This is a genomic window from Desulfomicrobium aestuarii (assembly GCF_055385525.1).
Genome location: NZ_AP042427.1, coordinates 207,451 through 225,318, shown reverse-complemented (window position 1 = coordinate 225,318; position 17,868 = coordinate 207,451). Strand labels below are relative to the sequence as shown.

Below are 17,868 nucleotides of genomic sequence, written 5' to 3'. Positions count from 1 at the left end.
GAAAAAGCCCGACCGGTCCGCCGGTCGGGCTTCTCGCGTTTGGCTATCCCGTAGCATAGCAAACGGCAGTGGCCGCGCAGCTTTCCAAATGAATCAGCTTCATGAACGATGTATTCGTGTTCATGAAGCTGTTTTTATTTTTCCCACCCAGTGAGTCCCCCCATACTTCCGCCCGAAGCTCGCGCAACGCTTGGGCCGTGGAGGTGCGCGATTGTCCCGCGATTCTTTGACGTTGCCAGGCAGGAGGCGGGAGTGAGCGTCTTCGGCCGCCGACTTTCTCAAGAGCGAGTAACAGCATCGCGTATACTGCGACCAGAAACGGCGTGAGCGTTTCGATGCTTTTGCTCGTGCGGACCTGCGCTTCCCCGAGGCCGAGCAAGGTCTTCTCATCGCGGAAGTTGACCTCTATTTCCCATCTCCAGATGTAGGACTGAAGGATCTTTTCAAGCGGTAGCGCCAAGTCGGTAGTGATGAGGTACGCAGGAGCGCGGTAGTTCATAGGGGCACGTTTTTTCAGGCGGTAGGCGAGGGGGCGGACGATGATAAGACGCAGCGTGCGCTCCCCGCCGGCATGCTTCCAGCGACATGGCGAGATCTCTTTGACGTTGAAGAGATGTTCTTTGCCGGCGGCATAGGCACGGACATCAACCCAGGGGATGTTCTGATCCTTGCGGATTTCCTCCGGCGTGGGCAGACGATCGCCGTAAGCCCGTTTGCGTCCGCGTCCGCAGTTTTCCTGCTCTGGCGTAGGCAGTTTGTAGAGCCTGGCGTCCTTGCGGATACGTCCGATCAAGTCGATGCGTCCGGGTAAATTCTTGAAGACTTCGCGGCAGGTAAAGGTTCCGTCCGCAGTCATGATGATCTGGCGTTCACGCATGCCCTGGCGATCGAACTCCTCACGCAAAACGCGCATACGGCGTGCCCCTTCGGCGGAGATGCGAGTCTGTGAAGATGCGTTTTTCCATTCCATCCGCTGCTCGTCAGAAGCGCGCTTGCCAGGTTTGCGCGGTGATGGGCAGTGTCGCAGATCAACGGGAATCATGCGCGCTGGTGAAGGTCCGTTCGCGCTCTCAGGCATTGCGAGGGAGAGCTGAAGAAAGCGGCTCGCCCAGATGAAATTGTTTGTAAACGACGGTCCCAGAGGATCACGGCGCCAGGAAGTTCCCGCAATGCGCCGACCCTTCTTGCGGATGAGTGTGTCGTCGATGGCGCCCACGATGGGCGCCCCATCCGGCAGTGTATCGATCACCCCTGCGATCACAGCAGAAAATAGCGCTGGAACATCAATGCGTTCTTGCTCAAAAACGCGATAGTTTGCCGACCAATCCTGGAACTGCTGGCCGGATGTCGCGAGCATACCCGCCACCGTATGGCGTCCAAGACAAAGAAGCCCTGAGAGCGCAAGCGTCTTGGCTCGCTCGAAGGTGCGCTGCTGGCGAAATGCGGGCCGCGTGCGCTCGAAGAGTTGTTCGAAAGTCAGCCTCAGTCCGATCCCATACTTTCCTTGGGAGAGCGCTTGGGGAGTTTTTTTTTGAGCGCAGACTCGACAGGAATCTGGCGTTTTAAAACAAGCTGATTCTTGTCTTCGACGATCCATTCCCAGACTTCGCCTTTGTCGAACTCCATGGCCTGAGCGAGGGCGGCGGGGAAGTTGACGTACCACTGTTCCGAGGTTTGGCGCTGGATAAGCTGAATCTTGGTGGGATGACCCATAGACACCTCCTGATATCTAGTCATAAAACTAGATATCAGGAGGCGAAAAAGTAGTCAATTCGGAATGATGAAAAGATGGGGTTGGATGAAAAAAAACCCTCCGATCTAGTCAAAGGGCCAAACGCGAGAAGCCCGACCGGTCCGCCGGTCGGGCTTTTCTTATGAGTTGGCCAGTCGCCTGTCCCCTCCGCCCAGATCCCGCAGCAGCACGCGCGAGGGATAGGGAAGGTCCGTCTGCGGGGACTGCAGGCCCAGGCGTTCCTGGACGTTGACGCAGATGGGCCCCGTCAGGTTGAGGGTGCAGCCTTCGGGGTCGCCCTTGGGCACCGTGACGCTGACCAGGATGAACAGGTCGCTCACGCTCCGGATGCGGAGGATGCGCTCCTCCACCGAGGCCAGGCGAATCTCGTAGCCGGGCAGGAAGGAAAAGGGGTCGGCCAGCATCATGCCCATGCCCGGCATTTCCATGCTCTGCAGGAAATGGAACGGAGAGCCGGGCTTGAACTCGACCAGGGCGAACTCCCGCAGGGACTCGAAGCCGATGAGGCCCCGCGGAAAACGGATGGTCTTGTCCAGGGACACCGCCATGGGCCCGATGCGGGTGTTTATCGTCTGTCTGTGCTTGTCCATAGTGTTGCCGCCATCATCAGGTCGTGGTTGTCGAGTTCGAGGGCCGAGGCGTTCTGATTTTGCACCTTCTGGTACAGTTCCTCACGATACACGGGCATGTGCTCGGGCACGTCGAGGCCGATCTTGATCTGCTGCCCCTTGATGCTCAGGATCGTGATCTTGATGTCGTCGCCCAGATGCACGCTTTCGCCGGGCCGACGCGAGAGTATGAGCATAAACCCTTCCTAGAGGTAGTTGACCAGGCTCATCTTCATGATCATGGACGATGATTTGAGGACCGTCTCGTAGGACAGCTGCTGATTGGCCAACTCCGTCAGGAGCGTGGCCAGGTCGACATCCTCGATGTTGCTCATGCGTTCTGTCTCGTTGAGCTTGAGCCCCGAGAGCACCGCGTCGGCGACCTCGAGCCTGTTCTCCCGGGCGCCCACGGAAGCCAGCTGGGTGGTGAAATGCTCCTGGGAGGTCTTCAGGCTGTTGAGCGCCTCGGCGCAACCCTGCTGGTCGTTGTTCTCCAGGGCAGCCACGAGCCTGCCCACGGCGACGAAGATGTTCTTCTCCCCGGCCGAATCGCCGAATGCGGGCTGAGTGCCGTGCTCGTAATAGCCGCCGAAGACCTCGGAGCCGATGTTGTTGAGCTGCACGTACTGGCCCGCCGAAATCTCGACCTCGTGGGCCGCGGTCTGGGGGTGGATGACGAATTGGTCCCCCGCCTCCAGATTGAACACGCCGTCTCTCGCTGAAAGCACAAGCTTGCCGCCCGGCACCAGAAGCTCCACCGGCCCGGCTGCCGAGTAGGGCGAATCGCGCTCTTCCGACCAGCTCGTCCCGCCGTCGGTGCTGTGGAGGTAGGTCACCTTTTCGGGTTCGGTGCCGGTCGCGGGAACTATGCCCGTAACGCGCACCATCACATCGCCGTCGAAAAGACCGCGACCTTCGGCATTAAGCGCCGAGCCCATCTGGATCACACTCGTGGAGCCGGACTTCACATCGAATTTTACTCCGACGAGGTTTGCTCCTGACAAGCGCACAGTTCCGTAAGGCGTTTCGACTATACAGGGTGAAGATGCTGGTATCAACGTAACCAAAGGATCACCCGCCCCATTGCCGAGGGGAGTCGCGGTGATCAACAAATTTGCCCCATTCTCAGGATCAACTGCCACCTCCACCCTTACATCCCGTTCGAATCCACCAAGCGGCTCGGCCAAAACGTCAAGGTCGGCATCTGTATACTTCACCGCGGACTGGGACTCGTGATCTCCCTTGTACACGGCCGTGGGCGCGACGGTCAGCCAGGACCCGGTTGCCCTGTCGGTGTTGGTCTCGGGCGAAAGGTCGAGGACCTTGCCCTTGGGCAGCGTGAGGCTGACGCCGCCCATGTCCAGGGCGCCGTCCGTCCCCACCGAGCCAGAGGTCCAGGTCTTGCCGCCGTCGCTGGAATAGCGGCAGAGAATGGAAATGGCCGGGTCGCCCACCGTAGCCGTGTCGCCCTCGTTGCCGATGAACTGCACGACGATGCTGCGGCTTGCGGCGCCCGTGGCCAGCCCCAGGCTCTTGCCGTCCTCGTCGTAGACCATGAGCCCTTCCTCGAAGGCGTTCTGCTCGAACTTCTGACCACCGAAAATGGACTTGCCCTCGTAACGGGTGTTGCCCAAGTTGACGAGTTGGCTGAAGAGCTGACGGACCTCGTAGGCCGTGGCTTCGCGGTCCGAGGCCGTCATGGTGCCCGTGGCCCCCTGCTCGGCCAGGCCCTTGAGCTTGGTCAGGATGGCGCTGGTCTGGAGCATCGACTCGTCGGCCAGGTTCAGCCAGCCCGTGGCCGTGTCGATGTTGGAGCGATACTGGTTGATGGCCGACAGGGAGCTGCGGTAGTCGAGGACCCTGGCCGTGCCCACGGGGTCGTCGGAGGGCTTGTTGATGCGCTTCTGGCTGGAGGCCTGCATGTTCAGTTCCATGAGACGGGACTGGGTGTTCTGCAGGTTGTAGAGAAAACTGCTGTACTGGTTGCGAAGGGATACGCGCATTGCCGGCCTCCTACTGCTTGAGCCCGAGCAGAACCTGCAGCATGGATTCCGCCGTGGTGATCAGCTTCGCGGCCGCCGTGTAGGCGTGCTGGAACTTGATCAGGTTGGTCATTTCCTCGTCCAAGTTCACGCCCGAAACGGCCTCCTGGCGGGCCAGGAGGTCCGTGGCCAGAGCCTCATTGTACTCGTAGTTGAATTTGGCGCTCTGGGTGTCGGAGCCGGCCTTGGCCACGATGGTGGAGTAATATTCCCCCAGGGTCTGCCGCGTGGTGCCGTCGGCCTGGGTGCGCGTGGGCACGGAGGCCGACTGCAGGGCGGCGATGGCCTTGGCCGTGGTGTTGTCGCCCTCGTTCATCTCGCCGGCGCCGTTGACGTGGCCGGTGTTGATGTAGGCGATGTTGCCTCGGACGGTGGAGTTGATGGCCAGACTGCCCGCGTTTGCGCCCTCGAAAAACGTGTTGATCCCCAAGGCGGCCAGAAGCCCCGTGGAGTCCGAACCGAAGGCAAACTCGTAGCCGTCGGCGGCCGTGACCTGCAAATGACCATCGATGCTGGAGGCCGAAATCAACAAATCCCCGTCACTGTTTGTGAAGGTCCTTTCCACTGCGGCCACAACGTCTTCAAGCATGTGCCGAGTCGGGTCAAAATTCTGGACGCCCGCGGCGGCATCAAAATCAAGAGGATTGGATTCGACTATCCTGCCCGTCGCAGTGTCGTAGAGGCTGATGACGAGATTCCCGGCCGCGAGCTTGTCGCCGAACACAAGCCCGGCTGCGCCCCCCAGCGCGCTGTCCGCGTCCCCGACCCCGAAGGTGCCGATCACATTCTCGAACCGCTCAAGCCCCGTGCCCTGGGAATGAATCCGGTTCACCTCCCAGGACAGGCTCTCGGCGAAGGCGTCGAGCTTTTCCAGGTACCCGCCGATGCTCGCATCGCGGAACTGGAAATACCCGGCCAGGGTGCCCCCCGTGAGCCGGCGCTCGTTGTCCAGCCCGTTGCTCTGGACCTGCGGCGTGATGTTCACCTTGGACGAAGAGGTCTGGTACCAGAACAGCGACTTGTTGGGGAGCACCTGAAACGTGTCGCCCACCTGGAGGACGGACCCTGTGCCCAGCTTGAATTTCAGGATTCCTCGGCCGTCGGGCATGAGAACGCCGTCCTCGCTCGCGGTGACATCCTTCGCGAGAAGGGTCTTCCCGCCGTCGATGTAGACGTCGTACTTTATCGTCGACCCAGAAACATCCGAAATCTTCAACGTATATTCCGTCGCGCTCTCGCCGTTGAAGGCGACCGCGCCGTTGAAGGTCGAGCCCGATTGCAGGTTCGCAATGGTCTGCGGTGGCTCGAAGGCCAGTCGAAAGGCGTTGGGCCCGTCCACCAGGGTGTGTCCGGCCGTGGTGGTGATGGTCAGGTTGCCCAGGCCGTTGTCGATGACGTTGATGTCCATCTTCTCGGCTAGCTGCCGGATGAGCTGCGTGCGCTCGTCGCGCAAGCCGTTGGCGTTGTTCTTGCCCGTCTCCTCGGTCACGGTGATCTGCTTGTTGAGTTCGGCGATGCCGGTCAGGAGCTTGTTGATCTCGGCGACTTCGGCGGAGATGACGTCGTCGGCCCCGTCCTGCAGGCGTTGCAGGTCGCCCTGCACGGACTGCACGGCGCTGACCAGGTTGGCGGCGTGGCCCAGCAGCGCCGACCTGGCGCTCGTGTCCTCGGGGTTGGCCGCGAGTGTCTGCCAGTCGGCCCAGAACGCAGCCAGGGCGGAATTGACCCCGTCGGTGCTCGACTCGTTCAGGACCATCTCAACGTTCTTCAGATTCTCGTAGAGGGTCTGCCAGCGCGCTTGATCCGAACTCTTGTCCAGGTACTGCGCCTCGATGAACTCGTCGAAATAGCGGATGACCTCGACGGCGTTGACGCCCGTGCCGAGTTGGCCCGGGGCGTAATTGATGTAGTTGCCGTCCTCCAGACGCACGGCCTGGCGGCTGTAGCCCGGGGTGTTGGCGTTTGAAATGTTGTTGCCGACGACCTCGATGGCCGCCTGGTTGGCGAACAGGGACTTCTTCCCTATTTCGAGCATGGAGCCTATGCCGGGCATCTAGAACCTCCCGCGCACCAGGGTGGCCGTGGCCGTGCGGTCGCGCCAGGTTCCCTTGGCGGTGTAGGTGTTGCGCTCCTTCGGGGCGACCTGGTTCTGGAAATGGCTCAGCAGCGACCCGCTCTGCTTCCACAGGGCCATGGCCAGGTCGGCGTTGACCGTGGCCTGGCGGGCGCTCTCCTGCTCGCCGGCGATGATCTTGGCGCGCCACGTCTCGAAAATCCGCCGCTCGACCTCGCCGAGCCCCTCCAGAAAGGGCCCCAGCTTCGCGAATCCCGCCCGCTGCAGGGCATCGGCAAGAGACTCGCGCTCGCGGACCAGCTGCCGGATCAGCTCCTGTATGGACATCTCCAGCCCCGCCACCGCGTCGGGCTGACCCGCGCGCAGGAGCGCATGCTCTTCCCGCAGGAGCTGACAGAGAAGCTCCGTGCCCATGGCCTGACGAACGAGACTGCCGAGTGTGATCTGTCGCATGGTGTACTTCCTTCGAAAATTCGGGCTTTGCTTCGGGAAGGGCAGGAAAGACCTGCCCGCCGCAAGGGACCTCTTCCACGACCGTGCAAATTTCCGACCACCGGGACGGCGCGTGCCGTCAGGGAAGCGTCACGGCCGGTTTCCGGCCGGACGGGACGGTGCCGCGCCCCATCCTTCCCGGCAAGAATTTCCGGCTCCGTCAGTCGCCGTTCTCCAGGTCCATGCGCACCACGCGCAGGGCTTCCTCAAGGTCCGAGGACGCCCTGGCCACGGTGGGCTCCGCAGGTGCCGGACCGTTCGCCTTCTCGATGCTCCGGGCCAGCTGTTCGGCCTGGCGCTGGGCGGTCATGGCGGCCAGGGTCCCGGCAGGGACCTCCTGCACGCGGGCCTCGGCCTGGAGCTTCGAGATGGCCTTGCGGTCCAGGGGCTTCAGGGGTTTGGCGGAGTCCGTGTCGCGGCTGGCGTTGACGAGGCGCTGAGAGAGGTTCTCGTACAGCAGGTCCGAGAGGCCGATGCCTCCGCTGCGGGACATCTTGACCGAGAGTTCCTGGTCGAACATGGACAGGTAGCTCTCCTCCTCCTTGGAGTGGAGCATGCCGTCCTTGGGCACCGAGGAGCGCATCTGCTTCCAGATCTGCCCGATGAACACGGCCTCGAAGTCCTGGCAGGCCTTGCGGAGCTTGGCCTCGTCCTGGCCCTTGTCGCCGGGTTCGAGGCGGGAGCGCAGCTCGCGCAGGCGGTTCTGCAGGCTCTGACCGCCTTCCTGGGCAGGCAGGGCCGTGGGTGTGAGGAATTCGCTCATGTCGCCTCCCGGGTTAGAGGACCTCGAGGTCGGCGTGCAGCGATCCGGCCGACTTCATGGTTCTCAGGATGGAAATGAGGTCGCGGGGCGTGGCACCGATGGCGTTGAGCCCGTCGACGAGTTCCTGGATGGACGCCCCGTCCATGAGGATGAGACGGCGCTGCTCCTCCCGCACGCCGAGCTGCGTCGACGGCGTGACCACGGTGCGCCCCTCGGCGAAGGCCCCCGGCTGGGAAACCTGCGGCTGTTCGGACACGATGACGTTCAAATTGCCGTGGGACACGGCCACCTTCGACAAGGTGACGTTGGCCCCGAGGACCACGGTGCCGGTCTTCTCGTCGACCACGACCTTGGCCCGGGTGTCGGGGCGGACCTCCAGATTTTCCAGGGACGCCATGAGGCCCACGATGTTGCCCTGGTACTTGGGCGGGACCTGCAGGCGGACCGTGGACGCGTCCTGCGCCGCGGCGTACTGCCCGCCCATGGCGCGGTTCAGGGTGTCCGTGACCTGCTTGGCCGTGGAGAAATCCTCCACGCCGAGCTGGATGGCCACCTCGTCCTGCTCGTTGAACGAGAAGGGCACGCTGCGCTCCACCACCGCTCCGCCGGGGATGCGTCCCACAGTGGTGATGTTCTTGGTGGCCGAGGCCGCCTCGCCTGTGGCGGAAAACCCGCCCACGGCCAATGGGCCCTGGCACAGGGCGTAGACGTTGCCGTCGACGCCCTTGAGGGGGGTCAGCAGGAGCACGCCGCCCAGCAGCGACGCCGCGTCGCCCACGGAGGAGACCGTGGCGTCGAGGCGCGACCCGGGCCGGGAAGAGGCGGGCATCTTGACCGTGACCATGACGGCGGCCACGTTCTTGGGCTTGAGGGCCGAACGGTCGACCTTCACGCCCATGCTCTCCAGCATGTTGGCCATGGACTGCACCGTGAACCGGGACCCGCTCTTGTCGCCGGTGCCGGGCAGGCCGACCACCAGGCCGTAGCCGACCAGGTCGTTGGAGCGCACGCCCCCGAAGGTGGCGATGTCCTTGAGACGGGCGCCGTAGACGGGGCCGCAGAGGGCCGCCAGGATCACGACGATGACGAGCCGGACCAGGCCGGCGCGAAGACTAGAAGGGCCACACATTGTCGAGTATCCTCGCGAGCCACCCGGGGCGCTGCTTTTCGGCCAGGATGCCCTCGCCGTAGAGTTCGATGCGGGCTTCGGCCATGCTGGTGGACTTGATGGTGTTGTCTGCGTCGATGTCGCGGTCCCGGACCACGCCCTGGACCACCACGATCTGCGTCTCGCCGTTGACCCTCGTCTCCCTCGCGCCGACGACCTCCATGAGTCCGCCGCCCAGCACCCTGGAGACCCGGGCCGCCACGGTGGTGCTGATGGTGCTTTCGCGCTTGGTCTCGCCGTCGCCTTCGAATTCGCTGAGGGAGCTCGCATCGACCATGGCTCCCGAACCGACTTCCGCCCCGGGGATGAGGGGCAGCTTGTCCTTGCCCAGGTACGCCGTGGCCCCGAGGGTCATGGTGTTTTCCTTGTCGGCCGTGGTCGAGGCCTTGTTCTTGGCCAGAGTCGTCTCCACGACCTTGATCAGTACCACGTCGCCGACCCTGCGGGCGCGGGAGTCGGCGAAAAGCGACGTCGCGCCGTCGGGGTCGTAGAGCGAGCCCGGGTTGGTCGCCGGGTCCGCCCTTTCCTGGGGCGGAGGCGTGACGATGGCCGCGGGCATGGGCGGCCGGCTCGTGGCCCGGCAGCCGGCCAGGGCCAGAACGGCTATGAAAAGATAGGTCAGTCTGTGCATGTTTCCTCCCGGACTACGGCACCAGGGCCGTCTCCGCGTCGACGATCCGTGCGGCCACCACCCGGCGGCTTTGCATGTTCCGGACCTTTATGGTGCTGCCGATGCCGCCGTCCTCCAGGCTCTCCACCGGCACGGTCAGCTTCATGGAATCCCCTTCGTAGACCAGGGTCAGGACCTGGCCCTTGGCCACGACCGGGATGGGCTCCACGGCATCGGCCGAGATGGCCTGCCCCTCGCCCACGGCCGCGGTCATACGCAGGGGCAGCCCGCGCCCGTCCCAGGGCGGCCGGGCCATGTAGGCCAGATTCTTGCGCGCGAAACCGACCAGCCCGGCCTCCAGCACATCGCCCCTGTTCAGGACCCGGGCCGCGCAGGGGACGGTCTTCCAGACATCGGCGAAGACCGTGCCCGTGAAGCTCTCCAGCACGCGCCCGCCCTCGTCCACGGCCTCGAGCCGCAGGCTGATGCGGCCCGGAGCCGGCGTCGCGACGGGCACGACGCGGATCTGGACGGGCGTCTTGTCCTTGAGGAAGAGGTAGTCGGCGATGCGGTGCTCGCGGATCTCGACCTCCCCTTCGTAGCCGGCCAGGGCCGTCGTCAAAATTTTGTCGATTCCGGGAATGAGGCTCCGACCGCTGACGACCTGCCCACCGCGCTGGACCTGCACCTGATCCGGGACCGCGATGGGCGGCAACCCCGGTCCCAGACGCTGCTCGATGAGCTCGCGCAGCCGGGGCCCGCTCAGGTTGGCCCGCGCGCCGGGAAACCGCGGCGCGGCCAGCAGGGGGGTATCCCCGGCCCCGGCCAGCACGGCCTCGGCCCGCAGGCCCTCGGCCCTGGCCAGATCGCGCAGGGCGATGGCCTCCCCGTCCACGCACACGGCTTCCGCCACGACCAGCCTGTCCTGCGACGAGGCCAGGCCGGGAATGGACAGAAGCATGAGCAGGATGACGAAAAGACGCATTCCCTACCTCTTCAGCTGATTGGCGATCTGCAGCAGGGAGTCGGCCGTGGAGATGGACTTGGAGTTGGCCTCGTAGGCGCGCTGCCCGACGATCATGTTGACCATCTCCTCGACGATCTCCACGTTGGACATCTCCAGAAAACCCTGGGCCAGGGTGCCTGCGTTGTTCTCGCCGGGCACGCTCTCCACCGCCTCGCCGGACCCGTCGGTCTGGACGTAGAGGTTGCGGCCCACGGCCTTGAGGCCCGCGGGGTTGATGAAGGTGTAGACGGGGATGTCCGTGGCCGCGATCTCCGCGCCAGCCTTGTCCACGCAGGTCAGATGGCCGTCCTCGGTGACCACGATGTTCTGGGTCTCGGGCGGGACGATGAACTCGGGCTGCAGGGGGTGCCCGTTGTCGGTCACGATGCGACCGTCGCTGTCGAGCTTGAAGGCGCCGTTTCGGGTGTAGTGCTCCTCGCCGTTGCGGTCGACGCGGAAGAACCCTTCCCCCTCGATGACCAGGTCGAGCTGGTTGCCCGTGTTCTGGAAATCGCCCTGGCTGAAGATCTTGTGCACGGACACGGGGCGCACGCCCATTCCCACCTGCATGCCCACAGGCAGCTGGTTGCCGTCCTGGTTGGCCGCGCCGGCGATCTTCATGTTCTGGTACATGAGGTCCTCGAACTCGGCCCTGTTCTTCTTGAAGCCCGTGGTGTTTACGTTGGCCAGGTTGTTGGAGGTGACGTCCAGGTTGAGCTGCTGGGCGATCATGCCCGAAGCGCTGGTCCATAAGGCTCGAATCATGCTCTTCTCCTTGCGGCGCGGTCCGCCGCGGCCCGGTCGTCCGTGTTCGGACGCCGCGGCCTGCATCAATAATATTATCTCGGCGCGCCCACTTCGGCGATGGCCTTCTTGTCCTGCTCGAAGGTCCCGCTGATCATCTTCTGATAGGCCTCGAAGGCCCGCAGGGCCTCGATCATGTTGACCATCTCCGAGACCACTTCGACGTTGGCCCCCTCGAGAAACCCCTGCTCCACGGTGGAGTCCTCGGCGGGGACGGGCTGGGCGTTCGAGTTCTCCTTGATGCGGAACATCGAGTGCCCTACCTTTTCCAGGTTCCGGGGGTCCTCGACCCGCACCAGGGAGATGACGTCCAGCGCCTCCCCGTTCACGGACAGCTGGCCGCTCGAGTCGATGATCACCGTGCCGTCCTCGGGGATCTGCAGCGGGCCGCCCTCGCCCAGGAGCTGATTGCCGTGGCCGTCCACGACGTAGCCCTCGCTGGAGCGGTGGTAGACGCCCTGCCGGGTCAAAAATTCCCCTTCCGGCGTCTGGACCCGGAAAAAGCCGTCACCGGCTATGGCCAGATCCAGCGGGTTGCCCGTGCTGCGCATGGCGCCCTGGGACAAGTCTATGGCCTGCTCGGCGATCCTGGGCTGGGCCAGGACGTTGCCCTGGGGCCACGGCACCCGCTCGTTCAGGGTGGTGTTGGGGTCCAGCAGGTCGTGGGCATAACGGCGGAACGTGTCCCGGAACGAGAGTTTGTCCGCCTTGTAGCCCGTGGTGTTCACGTTCGCCAAATTATTGGCGATGGTATCAAGCCTGTGCTGCTGGGTCAGGGCCCCGAACACGGCGCTGTAGCTGCTTTCTTGCATGGGAATCCTCCTCGACACGAGGCTTTATGCACATACCAGGCCAGTGCGCCGAAGCCCGGAAACAGCGGGACACCGCGCCGGAAAAAAACACTTGACGGCCATCCCCCCAGTCATGCAAGGGAAACGGTTGCAGAGCGGGTGTAGCTCAATGGCAGAGTACAAGCTTCCCAAGCTTGGAGTTGCGAGTTCGACCCTCGTCACCCGCTCCACTCCTGTATGTGGTCATACTGATATTCGGTAGCTGATGGGGGTGGGCCTTTTCGTGGTCCACCTTTTTTTTTCCGGCAGGCACAAATGGACAAGAACGAAATTCACGCAAGGCTTCTGGAACTGGTCACGCCCCTTTGTCTGGCGCGGGACCTCGAGATTTGGGGTATCGACCTGCTCTTCGGGGCCGGCGGGCGCCACAAGATCGTGCGCGTCTACCTCGACTCCGCCCAGGGCGTGGGCATCGAAGAGTGCGCTGACATCAGCCGCCACCTGAGCCTGGCCCTGGACGTCGATGACATCATCCCCGGGGCGTACACCCTGGAGGTCTCCTCGCCCGGCCTGGAGCGCCCCTTCTTCTCGCTGGAGCAGATGGCCGCCTACATCGGCCAGACGGTGCGCCTCCGTCTGGAAAAGCCCCTCGAGGGCAGAAAAAATTTCAAGGGCAGCCTGCTTGCCATAAGCCCCCCCCTGTTCACCCTGTCCGACGGCGCGAACACCTTCGAGCTGAACTGGGAGGACGTGGGCAAGATCAATCTCGTCTACGAACACAACGACCAGGGCAAGCCCGGAAAACGATAATATTTCGGAACGCGGCGGTTGTTTCCGCCCTCAGAACGGAGGACGTTCATGAATTTGGAACTCAAGAAAGCCATCGATCAGATCAGCAAGGACAAGGGCATCGACCGGGAGATGCTGATCGACACCCTGGAAGAAGCCATTCGGGCCTCCGTGACCAAGAAGTATGGCGACAAGATGGATATCGAGGTCACCTTCAACGAGGAGACCGGCGAGATCGAAGTCTATCAGTTCAAGATCGTGGTCGAAGAGGTTGAGGATCCCGACACCGAGATCATCATGGCCGACGCGATCAAGCACGACCCCAACGTCGAACTCGACGACGCCATCGGCTTCCGCCTGCAGGTCGAGGACCTGGGGCGCATCGCCGCCCAGAGCGCCAAGCAGGTCATCATCCAGCGCATGCGCGACGCCGAGCAGGAAATCATTTACGAGGAATACAAGAACCGCAAGGGCGAGATCGTCAGCGGCATCATCCAGCGCCGCGACCGTTCGGGCTGGATCATCAACCTCGGCCGCACCGAGGCCCTGCTGCCCAAGGACAAGCAGATCCCGCGCGAGCGCTTCCGCCAGGGAGACCGCGTCGAGGGCCTGATCATCGACGTGCGCAAGGAAGGCCGCGGGCCGCAGATCATCATCACCCGCTCCGACCCCGAGTACATGGTCGCCCTCTTCCGCCGCGAGGTGCCCGAAGTGGCCGACGGCACGGTCAACATCATGGGCGTGGCCCGCGACCCGGGCCTGCGCGCCAAGGTCACGGTCCTGTCCCAGGATTCCAACGTCGATCCGGTGGGCGCCTGCGTCGGCATCCGCGGCTCGCGCATCCACAACATCGTGCAGGAACTGCGCGGCGAGCGCATCGACATCGTGCTCTGGAGCCCGGACATCGCCACCTACGCGGCCAACGCCCTGTCCCCGGCGCGCATCTCCAAGATCGCCATCGACGACGAGGAGAAGTCCCTGGAGGTCGTGGTGCCCGAGGACCAGCTGACCCCGGCCATCGGCAAGAAGGGCCAGAACGTCAAGCTGGCCGCCAAGCTGCTGGGCTGGAAGATCGACATCTTCACCAACACGCGCTTCAACAAGCTGCACAAGAACCGGCAGCTCCTGGAGCAGCTGGCCAGCGCGGCCCAGGTTTCCGTGGCCGACTTCACCGAGGCGGGCTTCGACTCCCTGGAAGCCATCGCGGCCTGCACCAACGAGCAGCTTTTCGACATCCAGGGCATCGACGAGGAAAACATCGGCAACCTGCGCGCGGCCCTGAACCTCCTCATCAGCCAGAACAAGGAAGAGGAGCCGGAAGCGGTAGCGGAAAAGCCGGCGGAAGACGCCGGCGGCGAACAGGCCGAAGCCGGGGACGAGGAATAGGATGGAACCTGCGGATACGCCTGCCGGGAGCGGCCATCGGCCGATGCGCATGTGCGTCGTCTGCAGACAGCGTTTTTACAAGGACGAACTGCTGAGATTTGTCTGCCCTGTTCACGGAGAGCTCACTCTGACCGCTGACAGCACCGGAAAACTTCCGGGACGGGGTTTTTATCTTTGCCGAGATGCGGCGTGCCGGAACAGATTCGAGCGATTCAAGGGCTGGCAGAAGAAATGCAAGGGGGTTGGGAATGTCCATTAGATTGCGCGTGAGGGATCTGGCCACGGAGCTTGATATCTCCAGCAAGGATTTGATGACGATATTGCGGGAGCTCAGGATTCCGGCCAAGAGCCACATGAGCAGCCTGACCGATGAAGAGGCCGATCAGGTGCGCAGCCACCACCGTAACAGGTCCGCCGAGCCGCAGGTCGTCGAGACGCGCGCCACCTCGGGAGTCATCGTGCGCAAGCGCCACAGGGCCGCGGCTGTCGAAGCCCCCTCCGCGCCCGAAGCATCGGCCGGCGACACGGAAACCGAAGCCGAAAGCGGCGAGGCCGCCGTCGAAGCGGCTCCTGAAACGGAAAAGCCGAGAACGCGCAAGTCCGCCCGCGCCGTGGTCATCACTCCGGCCCGCATCATCGCCCCGGAGCCGGTCGCGCCGGAGGCCGAGGAAGAAGCTGCTCCCGAGGCGCCCGAAGCCCTCGTGCCCGCCGGGAAACCCGAAGCTCCCGAAGAGCCCGTTGCCGCCGAAGCCCCTGCCCGGCCCACCGCCGTCGAAGAGGCGGCTACCGGGGACGAAACCGGGGAAGCGGCCGACGATACGGCCGAAGCCGCGGCGGAAACAGCCGCCGAAGGCGATGACGAGGCCAAAAGGGGCCGCAAGAAAGGCAAGAAGCCCAAGCCGGCTCCCCCGACCGTCGCGGTCAAGGTCATTTCCCGTCCGACCATCGTCGAATTTCCCGACACCCGGCCCGAAGGCCAGCCGCCTGTCAGACCCATGGGTCCGGCCGCTCGCCCCATGGGCCCTGCCGCGCAGCGCCCCATGGGTCCCGCCGGCCAGCGTCCGGGCGGTCCAGGGCAGCGTCCTGCCGGCCCCGCGGGCCCGCGCCCCGGCGGCCCCGGCGGCCCCGGTCCCCGTCCCATGGGCCCCGGCGACACCGGCGCACCCCGCCCCGCGCCCGAAGGCGAAGCGGCCCGCAATGCCCGCGGCAAAAAGAAGGGCCGCCGCACCGTGGAGGCCGAGGACCTGTACCGCAAGGAGGAGTTCAACCTGAGCAAGGGCAAGAAGGCCCAGCGCGCCGAGGCCCGCAGGGCCGGCGGAGCCCGCGCTCAGCAGCAGATCACCCAGCCGCTGAAGGCGTCCAAGCGCAAGATCCGCGTCGAGGACACCATCCGGCTGACGGACCTGGCGCATCAGATGGGCATCAAGGCCCAGGATCTGATCAAGAAGCTCTTCTCCATGGGCGTCATGGCGACCATCAACCAGTCGCTGGATTTCGAGACGGCCCTGCTGCTCGCCGCCGAGTTCAAGTACGAGGTGGAAAAGGTCGGCTTCTCCGAAGACGAATTCCTGCTGCCCAAGGAGGCCGACAAGGCCGAGGACCTAAAGCCGCGTCCGCCCGTGGTGACCATCATGGGCCACGTCGACCACGGCAAGACCTCGCTCCTTGACGCCATCCGCTCCACGAGCGTGGCCTCTGGCGAGGCCGGCGGCATCACCCAGCACATCGGCGCGTACCACGTCAACACGCCGCGCGGCGAAGTGGTCTTCCTTGACACGCCCGGCCACGAGGCCTTCACCACCATGCGCGCCCGCGGCGCCAAGGTCACGGACATCGTCGTCCTGGTCGTGGCCGCCGATGACGGCGTCATGGAGCAGACCCGCGAGGCCGTGAGCCACTCCAAGGCGGCCGGCGTGCCCATCGTCGTGGCCGTGAACAAGATGGACAAGGAAGGGGCCGACCCCGACCGCGTCAAGCGCGAGTTGTCCGACCTGGGCCTCATGCCCGAGGACTGGGGCGGCGAGACCATCTACGCCCACGTTTCCGCCAAGAAGCGCCAGGGCCTGGACGAACTGCTCGAACTGATCCTCCTGCAGGCCGAAGTCCTCGACCTCAAGGCCAACCCCGACAAGCCCGGCCGCGGTCATGTGGTCGAGGCCAAGCTTGACAAGGGACGCGGCCCCGTGGGCACGGTCCTCATCCAGGAAGGTCAGATCAACCAGGGCGACGCCTTCGTCTGCGGCCTGATCAGCGGCAAGGTCCGCGCCATGTTCGACGACCAGGGCAACCAGATCAAGTCCGCCGGGCCGGCCATCCCGACCGAGATCCAGGGCTTCGAGGCCATCCCCGAGGCCGGCGACGAATTCGTCATCGTCAAGGACGAGAAGGTCGCCCGCAAGATCGCCGAGGACCGCCGCGTCAAGCACCGCGACCGCGAGCTGGCCAAGGAGTCCAAGGTCACCCTGGAAAGCTTCCTGGCCTCCAAGGCCGGTGAAGAGGCCCAGAACCTGAACCTGCTCCTCAAGGCCGACGTGCAGGGCTCCCTGGAGGCCATCTCCGAGGCACTGCGCAAGCTGTCCACGGACGAGGTCAAGATCGCCATCATTCATGGCGGCGCCGGTGCCATCACCGAATCCGACATCCTGCTGGCCTCTGCCTCCAACGCCATTATCATCGGCTTCAACATCCGGCCTACGGCCAAGATCAAGGAAGTGGCCGAGCAGGAGAAGGTCGACATCCGCTTCTACGACATCATCTACAAGCTGGTGGATGACATCAAGGCGGCCATGTCCGGCATGCTCTCGCCCGACATCAAGGAAGTCTACCTCGGCCAGGCCGACGTACAGCAGGTCTTCAGCGTGCCCAAGGTCGGCAACATCGCCGGCTGCATGGTCAGCGACGGCAAGCTCAAGCGCAACGCCGGCATCCGCCTGCTGCGCAGCGGCGTGGTCATCTACACCGGCAAGCTGTCGTCCCTGAAGCGCTTCAAGGACGACGCCAAGGAAGTGACCAAGGGCTACGACTGCGGTGCGGCCCTCGAGAACTTCAACGACATCAAGGTCGGCGACATCATCGAGGCCTTCGAACTGGTGGAAGAAGCCCGGACCATCTAGGTCCTGGCCCTGAGTAGATGATATAAGGGCATGGATTTCCCGCGGAGACTGACTTTGCCTCCTCCGCGGGAATGACGCACAGGGCGATCGCGTCAGTTCCGTGTCATCCCCGCGAAGGCGGGGATCCATGCCTTTCATTTTTTACGGTACATTCGGACACGCGAGCGGTTCACGGCCATGATCATCGGCACCCTGCGCCTGGAATTCCGTCTGCACGGCGTTTTTTCCTTGAAGGAAAAGCGGAAAAGCGCCAACAGTCTGAAGCAGAAGCTGCGCAACACCTTCAACGTGGCGGTGGCCGAGACCGAGGCTCAGGATTCGCACCAGACGCTGGTTCTGGGTGTCGTGACCGTGGCCAATGAGTCCGCGTACGTGCACAGCCTGCTGTCCAAGGTCCTGGCCATGGTCGAAGCCTCGACCTCCGACGAACTGGTCCATGCCGACATGGACGTATTTGGAGCCTGATTTT

At 64.0% G+C, this 17,868-nt stretch carries 18 protein-coding genes and 1 tRNA gene; 6 read left to right on the top strand and 13 right to left on the bottom strand.

The window, feature by feature from the left end; genetic code table 11:
- Positions 1 to 43: 43 nt before the first annotated feature.
- From ACZ5AC_RS01055 to flgF, 13 genes are all read right to left on the bottom strand, one after another.
- Positions 44 to 1,480, bottom strand: a complete 1,437-nt coding sequence (locus tag ACZ5AC_RS01055) for an IS701 family transposase (RefSeq protein ID WP_464250639.1) — start codon at positions 1,478 to 1,480, stop codon at positions 44 to 46.
- A 2-nt stretch (positions 1,481 to 1,482) separates the two neighbouring features.
- Positions 1,483 to 1,713 carry a hypothetical protein gene (locus ACZ5AC_RS01050; RefSeq protein ID WP_464249115.1) on the bottom strand — a complete coding sequence of 77 codons (231 nt, stop codon included), beginning with the start codon at positions 1,711 to 1,713 and terminating at the stop codon, positions 1,483 to 1,485.
- A gap of 159 nt (positions 1,714 to 1,872) precedes the next feature.
- Positions 1,873 to 2,343 carry a flagellar assembly protein FliW gene (fliW, locus tag ACZ5AC_RS01045; protein ID WP_464249114.1) on the bottom strand — a complete coding sequence of 157 codons (471 nt, stop codon included), beginning with the start codon at positions 2,341 to 2,343 and terminating at the stop codon, positions 1,873 to 1,875.
- Positions 2,319 to 2,558 carry a carbon storage regulator CsrA gene (csrA, locus tag ACZ5AC_RS01040; RefSeq protein WP_464249113.1) on the bottom strand — a complete coding sequence of 80 codons (240 nt, stop codon included), beginning with the start codon at positions 2,556 to 2,558 and terminating at the stop codon, positions 2,319 to 2,321. The genes fliW and csrA overlap by 25 nt, the downstream gene beginning before the upstream one ends.
- Positions 2,559 to 2,567: 9 nt before the next feature.
- Positions 2,568 to 4,364, bottom strand: a complete 1,797-nt coding sequence (gene flgL / locus ACZ5AC_RS01035) for a flagellar hook-associated protein FlgL (RefSeq protein ID WP_464249112.1) — start codon at positions 4,362 to 4,364, stop codon at positions 2,568 to 2,570.
- Between the two features lie 10 nt (positions 4,365 to 4,374).
- Positions 4,375 to 6,456, bottom strand: coding sequence for a flagellar hook-associated protein FlgK (flgK, locus tag ACZ5AC_RS01030; RefSeq protein WP_464249111.1), 2,082 nt, complete (start codon positions 6,454 to 6,456; stop codon positions 4,375 to 4,377).
- Entirely contained in the window at positions 6,457 to 6,930 is a 474-nt protein-coding gene (gene flgN / locus ACZ5AC_RS01025; RefSeq protein ID WP_464249110.1) for a flagellar export chaperone FlgN, read from the bottom strand. It lies immediately after the preceding gene.
- A gap of 199 nt (positions 6,931 to 7,129) precedes the next feature.
- Positions 7,130 to 7,732 (bottom strand): rod-binding protein, encoded by a 603-nt coding sequence (locus tag ACZ5AC_RS01020; protein ID WP_464249109.1) that lies wholly within the window; start codon positions 7,730 to 7,732, stop codon positions 7,130 to 7,132.
- Positions 7,733 to 7,745: 13 nt separating this feature from the next.
- On the bottom strand, positions 7,746 to 8,861 hold the full coding sequence (locus ACZ5AC_RS01015) for a flagellar basal body P-ring protein FlgI (protein WP_464249108.1): 1,116 nt from the start codon (positions 8,859 to 8,861) through the stop codon (positions 7,746 to 7,748).
- On the bottom strand, positions 8,845 to 9,531 hold the full coding sequence (locus ACZ5AC_RS01010) for a flagellar basal body L-ring protein FlgH (protein ID WP_464249107.1): 687 nt from the start codon (positions 9,529 to 9,531) through the stop codon (positions 8,845 to 8,847). Before ACZ5AC_RS01010 ends, ACZ5AC_RS01015 begins: the two co-directional genes overlap by 17 nt.
- Positions 9,532 to 9,544: 13 nt before the next feature.
- Positions 9,545 to 10,495 (bottom strand): flagellar basal body P-ring formation chaperone FlgA, encoded by a 951-nt coding sequence (gene flgA / locus ACZ5AC_RS01005; protein ID WP_464249106.1) that lies wholly within the window; start codon positions 10,493 to 10,495, stop codon positions 9,545 to 9,547.
- Positions 10,496 to 10,498: 3 nt separating this feature from the next.
- Positions 10,499 to 11,281, bottom strand: coding sequence for a flagellar basal-body rod protein FlgG (flgG, locus tag ACZ5AC_RS01000; protein ID WP_464249105.1), 783 nt, complete (start codon positions 11,279 to 11,281; stop codon positions 10,499 to 10,501).
- Positions 11,282 to 11,355: 74 nt separating this feature from the next.
- The gene (gene flgF, locus ACZ5AC_RS00995; protein ID WP_464249104.1) at positions 11,356 to 12,132 is read right to left on the bottom strand and encodes a flagellar basal-body rod protein FlgF; all 777 of its coding nucleotides are present in this window, start codon (positions 12,130 to 12,132) and stop codon (positions 11,356 to 11,358) included.
- A 134-nt stretch (positions 12,133 to 12,266) separates the two neighbouring features.
- Between flgF and ACZ5AC_RS00990 the strand changes: the two genes are divergently transcribed.
- The 6 genes from ACZ5AC_RS00990 (at position 12,267) to ACZ5AC_RS00965 (ending at position 17,864) form a co-directional block, all read left to right on the top strand.
- Positions 12,267 to 12,341 (top strand) — tRNA-Gly (locus tag ACZ5AC_RS00990).
- Positions 12,342 to 12,426: 85 nt separating this feature from the next.
- Positions 12,427 to 12,921, top strand: coding sequence for a ribosome maturation factor RimP (locus ACZ5AC_RS00985; RefSeq protein ID WP_464249103.1), 495 nt, complete (start codon positions 12,427 to 12,429; stop codon positions 12,919 to 12,921).
- A gap of 48 nt (positions 12,922 to 12,969) precedes the next feature.
- Positions 12,970 to 14,286, top strand: a complete 1,317-nt coding sequence (gene nusA / locus ACZ5AC_RS00980) for a transcription termination factor NusA (RefSeq protein ID WP_464249102.1) — start codon at positions 12,970 to 12,972, stop codon at positions 14,284 to 14,286.
- A 1-nt stretch (position 14,287) separates the two neighbouring features.
- Positions 14,288 to 14,545, top strand: a complete 258-nt coding sequence (locus tag ACZ5AC_RS00975) for a YlxR family protein (RefSeq protein WP_464249101.1) — start codon at positions 14,288 to 14,290, stop codon at positions 14,543 to 14,545.
- Positions 14,535 to 17,399 (top strand): translation initiation factor IF-2, encoded by a 2,865-nt coding sequence (gene infB / locus ACZ5AC_RS00970; RefSeq protein WP_464249100.1) that lies wholly within the window; start codon positions 14,535 to 14,537, stop codon positions 17,397 to 17,399. Before ACZ5AC_RS00975 ends, infB begins: the two co-directional genes overlap by 11 nt.
- Before the next feature lie 177 nt (positions 17,400 to 17,576).
- A complete protein-coding gene (locus ACZ5AC_RS00965; RefSeq protein WP_464249099.1) occupies positions 17,577 to 17,864 on the top strand; it encodes a DUF503 domain-containing protein in 288 nt (95 codons plus the stop codon).
- Positions 17,865 to 17,868: the final 4 nt, after the last annotated feature.

What these genes read in the sequence shown, in the direction of transcription:
- ACZ5AC_RS01050 (WP_464249115.1), bottom strand. Translation starts at nt 1,713, where the DNA reads ATGGGTCATCCCACCAAGATTCAGCTTATCCAGCGCCAAACCTCGGAA.
- fliW (WP_464249114.1), bottom strand. Translation starts at nt 2,343, where the DNA reads ATGGACAAGCACAGACAGACGATAAACACCCGCATCGGGCCCATGGCG.
- csrA (WP_464249113.1), bottom strand. Translation starts at nt 2,558, where the DNA reads ATGCTCATACTCTCGCGTCGGCCCGGCGAAAGCGTGCATCTGGGCGAC.
- flgL (WP_464249112.1), bottom strand. Translation starts at nt 4,364, where the DNA reads ATGCGCGTATCCCTTCGCAACCAGTACAGCAGTTTTCTCTACAACCTG.
- flgK (WP_464249111.1), bottom strand. Translation starts at nt 6,456, where the DNA reads ATGCCCGGCATAGGCTCCATGCTCGAAATAGGGAAGAAGTCCCTGTTC.
- flgN (WP_464249110.1), bottom strand. Translation starts at nt 6,930, where the DNA reads ATGCGACAGATCACACTCGGCAGTCTCGTTCGTCAGGCCATGGGCACG.
- ACZ5AC_RS01020 (WP_464249109.1), bottom strand. Translation starts at nt 7,732, where the DNA reads ATGAGCGAATTCCTCACACCCACGGCCCTGCCTGCCCAGGAAGGCGGT.
- ACZ5AC_RS01015 (WP_464249108.1), bottom strand. Translation starts at nt 8,861, where the DNA reads ATGTGTGGCCCTTCTAGTCTTCGCGCCGGCCTGGTCCGGCTCGTCATC.
- ACZ5AC_RS01010 (WP_464249107.1), bottom strand. Translation starts at nt 9,531, where the DNA reads ATGCACAGACTGACCTATCTTTTCATAGCCGTTCTGGCCCTGGCCGGC.
- flgA (WP_464249106.1), bottom strand. Translation starts at nt 10,495, where the DNA reads ATGCGTCTTTTCGTCATCCTGCTCATGCTTCTGTCCATTCCCGGCCTG.
- flgG (WP_464249105.1), bottom strand. Translation starts at nt 11,281, where the DNA reads ATGATTCGAGCCTTATGGACCAGCGCTTCGGGCATGATCGCCCAGCAG.
- flgF (WP_464249104.1), bottom strand. Translation starts at nt 12,132, where the DNA reads ATGCAAGAAAGCAGCTACAGCGCCGTGTTCGGGGCCCTGACCCAGCAG.
- ACZ5AC_RS00985 (WP_464249103.1), top strand. Translation starts at nt 12,427, where the DNA reads ATGGACAAGAACGAAATTCACGCAAGGCTTCTGGAACTGGTCACGCCC.
- nusA (WP_464249102.1), top strand. Translation starts at nt 12,970, where the DNA reads ATGAATTTGGAACTCAAGAAAGCCATCGATCAGATCAGCAAGGACAAG.
- ACZ5AC_RS00975 (WP_464249101.1), top strand. Translation starts at nt 14,288, where the DNA reads ATGGAACCTGCGGATACGCCTGCCGGGAGCGGCCATCGGCCGATGCGC.
- infB (WP_464249100.1), top strand. Translation starts at nt 14,535, where the DNA reads ATGTCCATTAGATTGCGCGTGAGGGATCTGGCCACGGAGCTTGATATC.
- ACZ5AC_RS00965 (WP_464249099.1), top strand. Translation starts at nt 17,577, where the DNA reads ATGATCATCGGCACCCTGCGCCTGGAATTCCGTCTGCACGGCGTTTTT.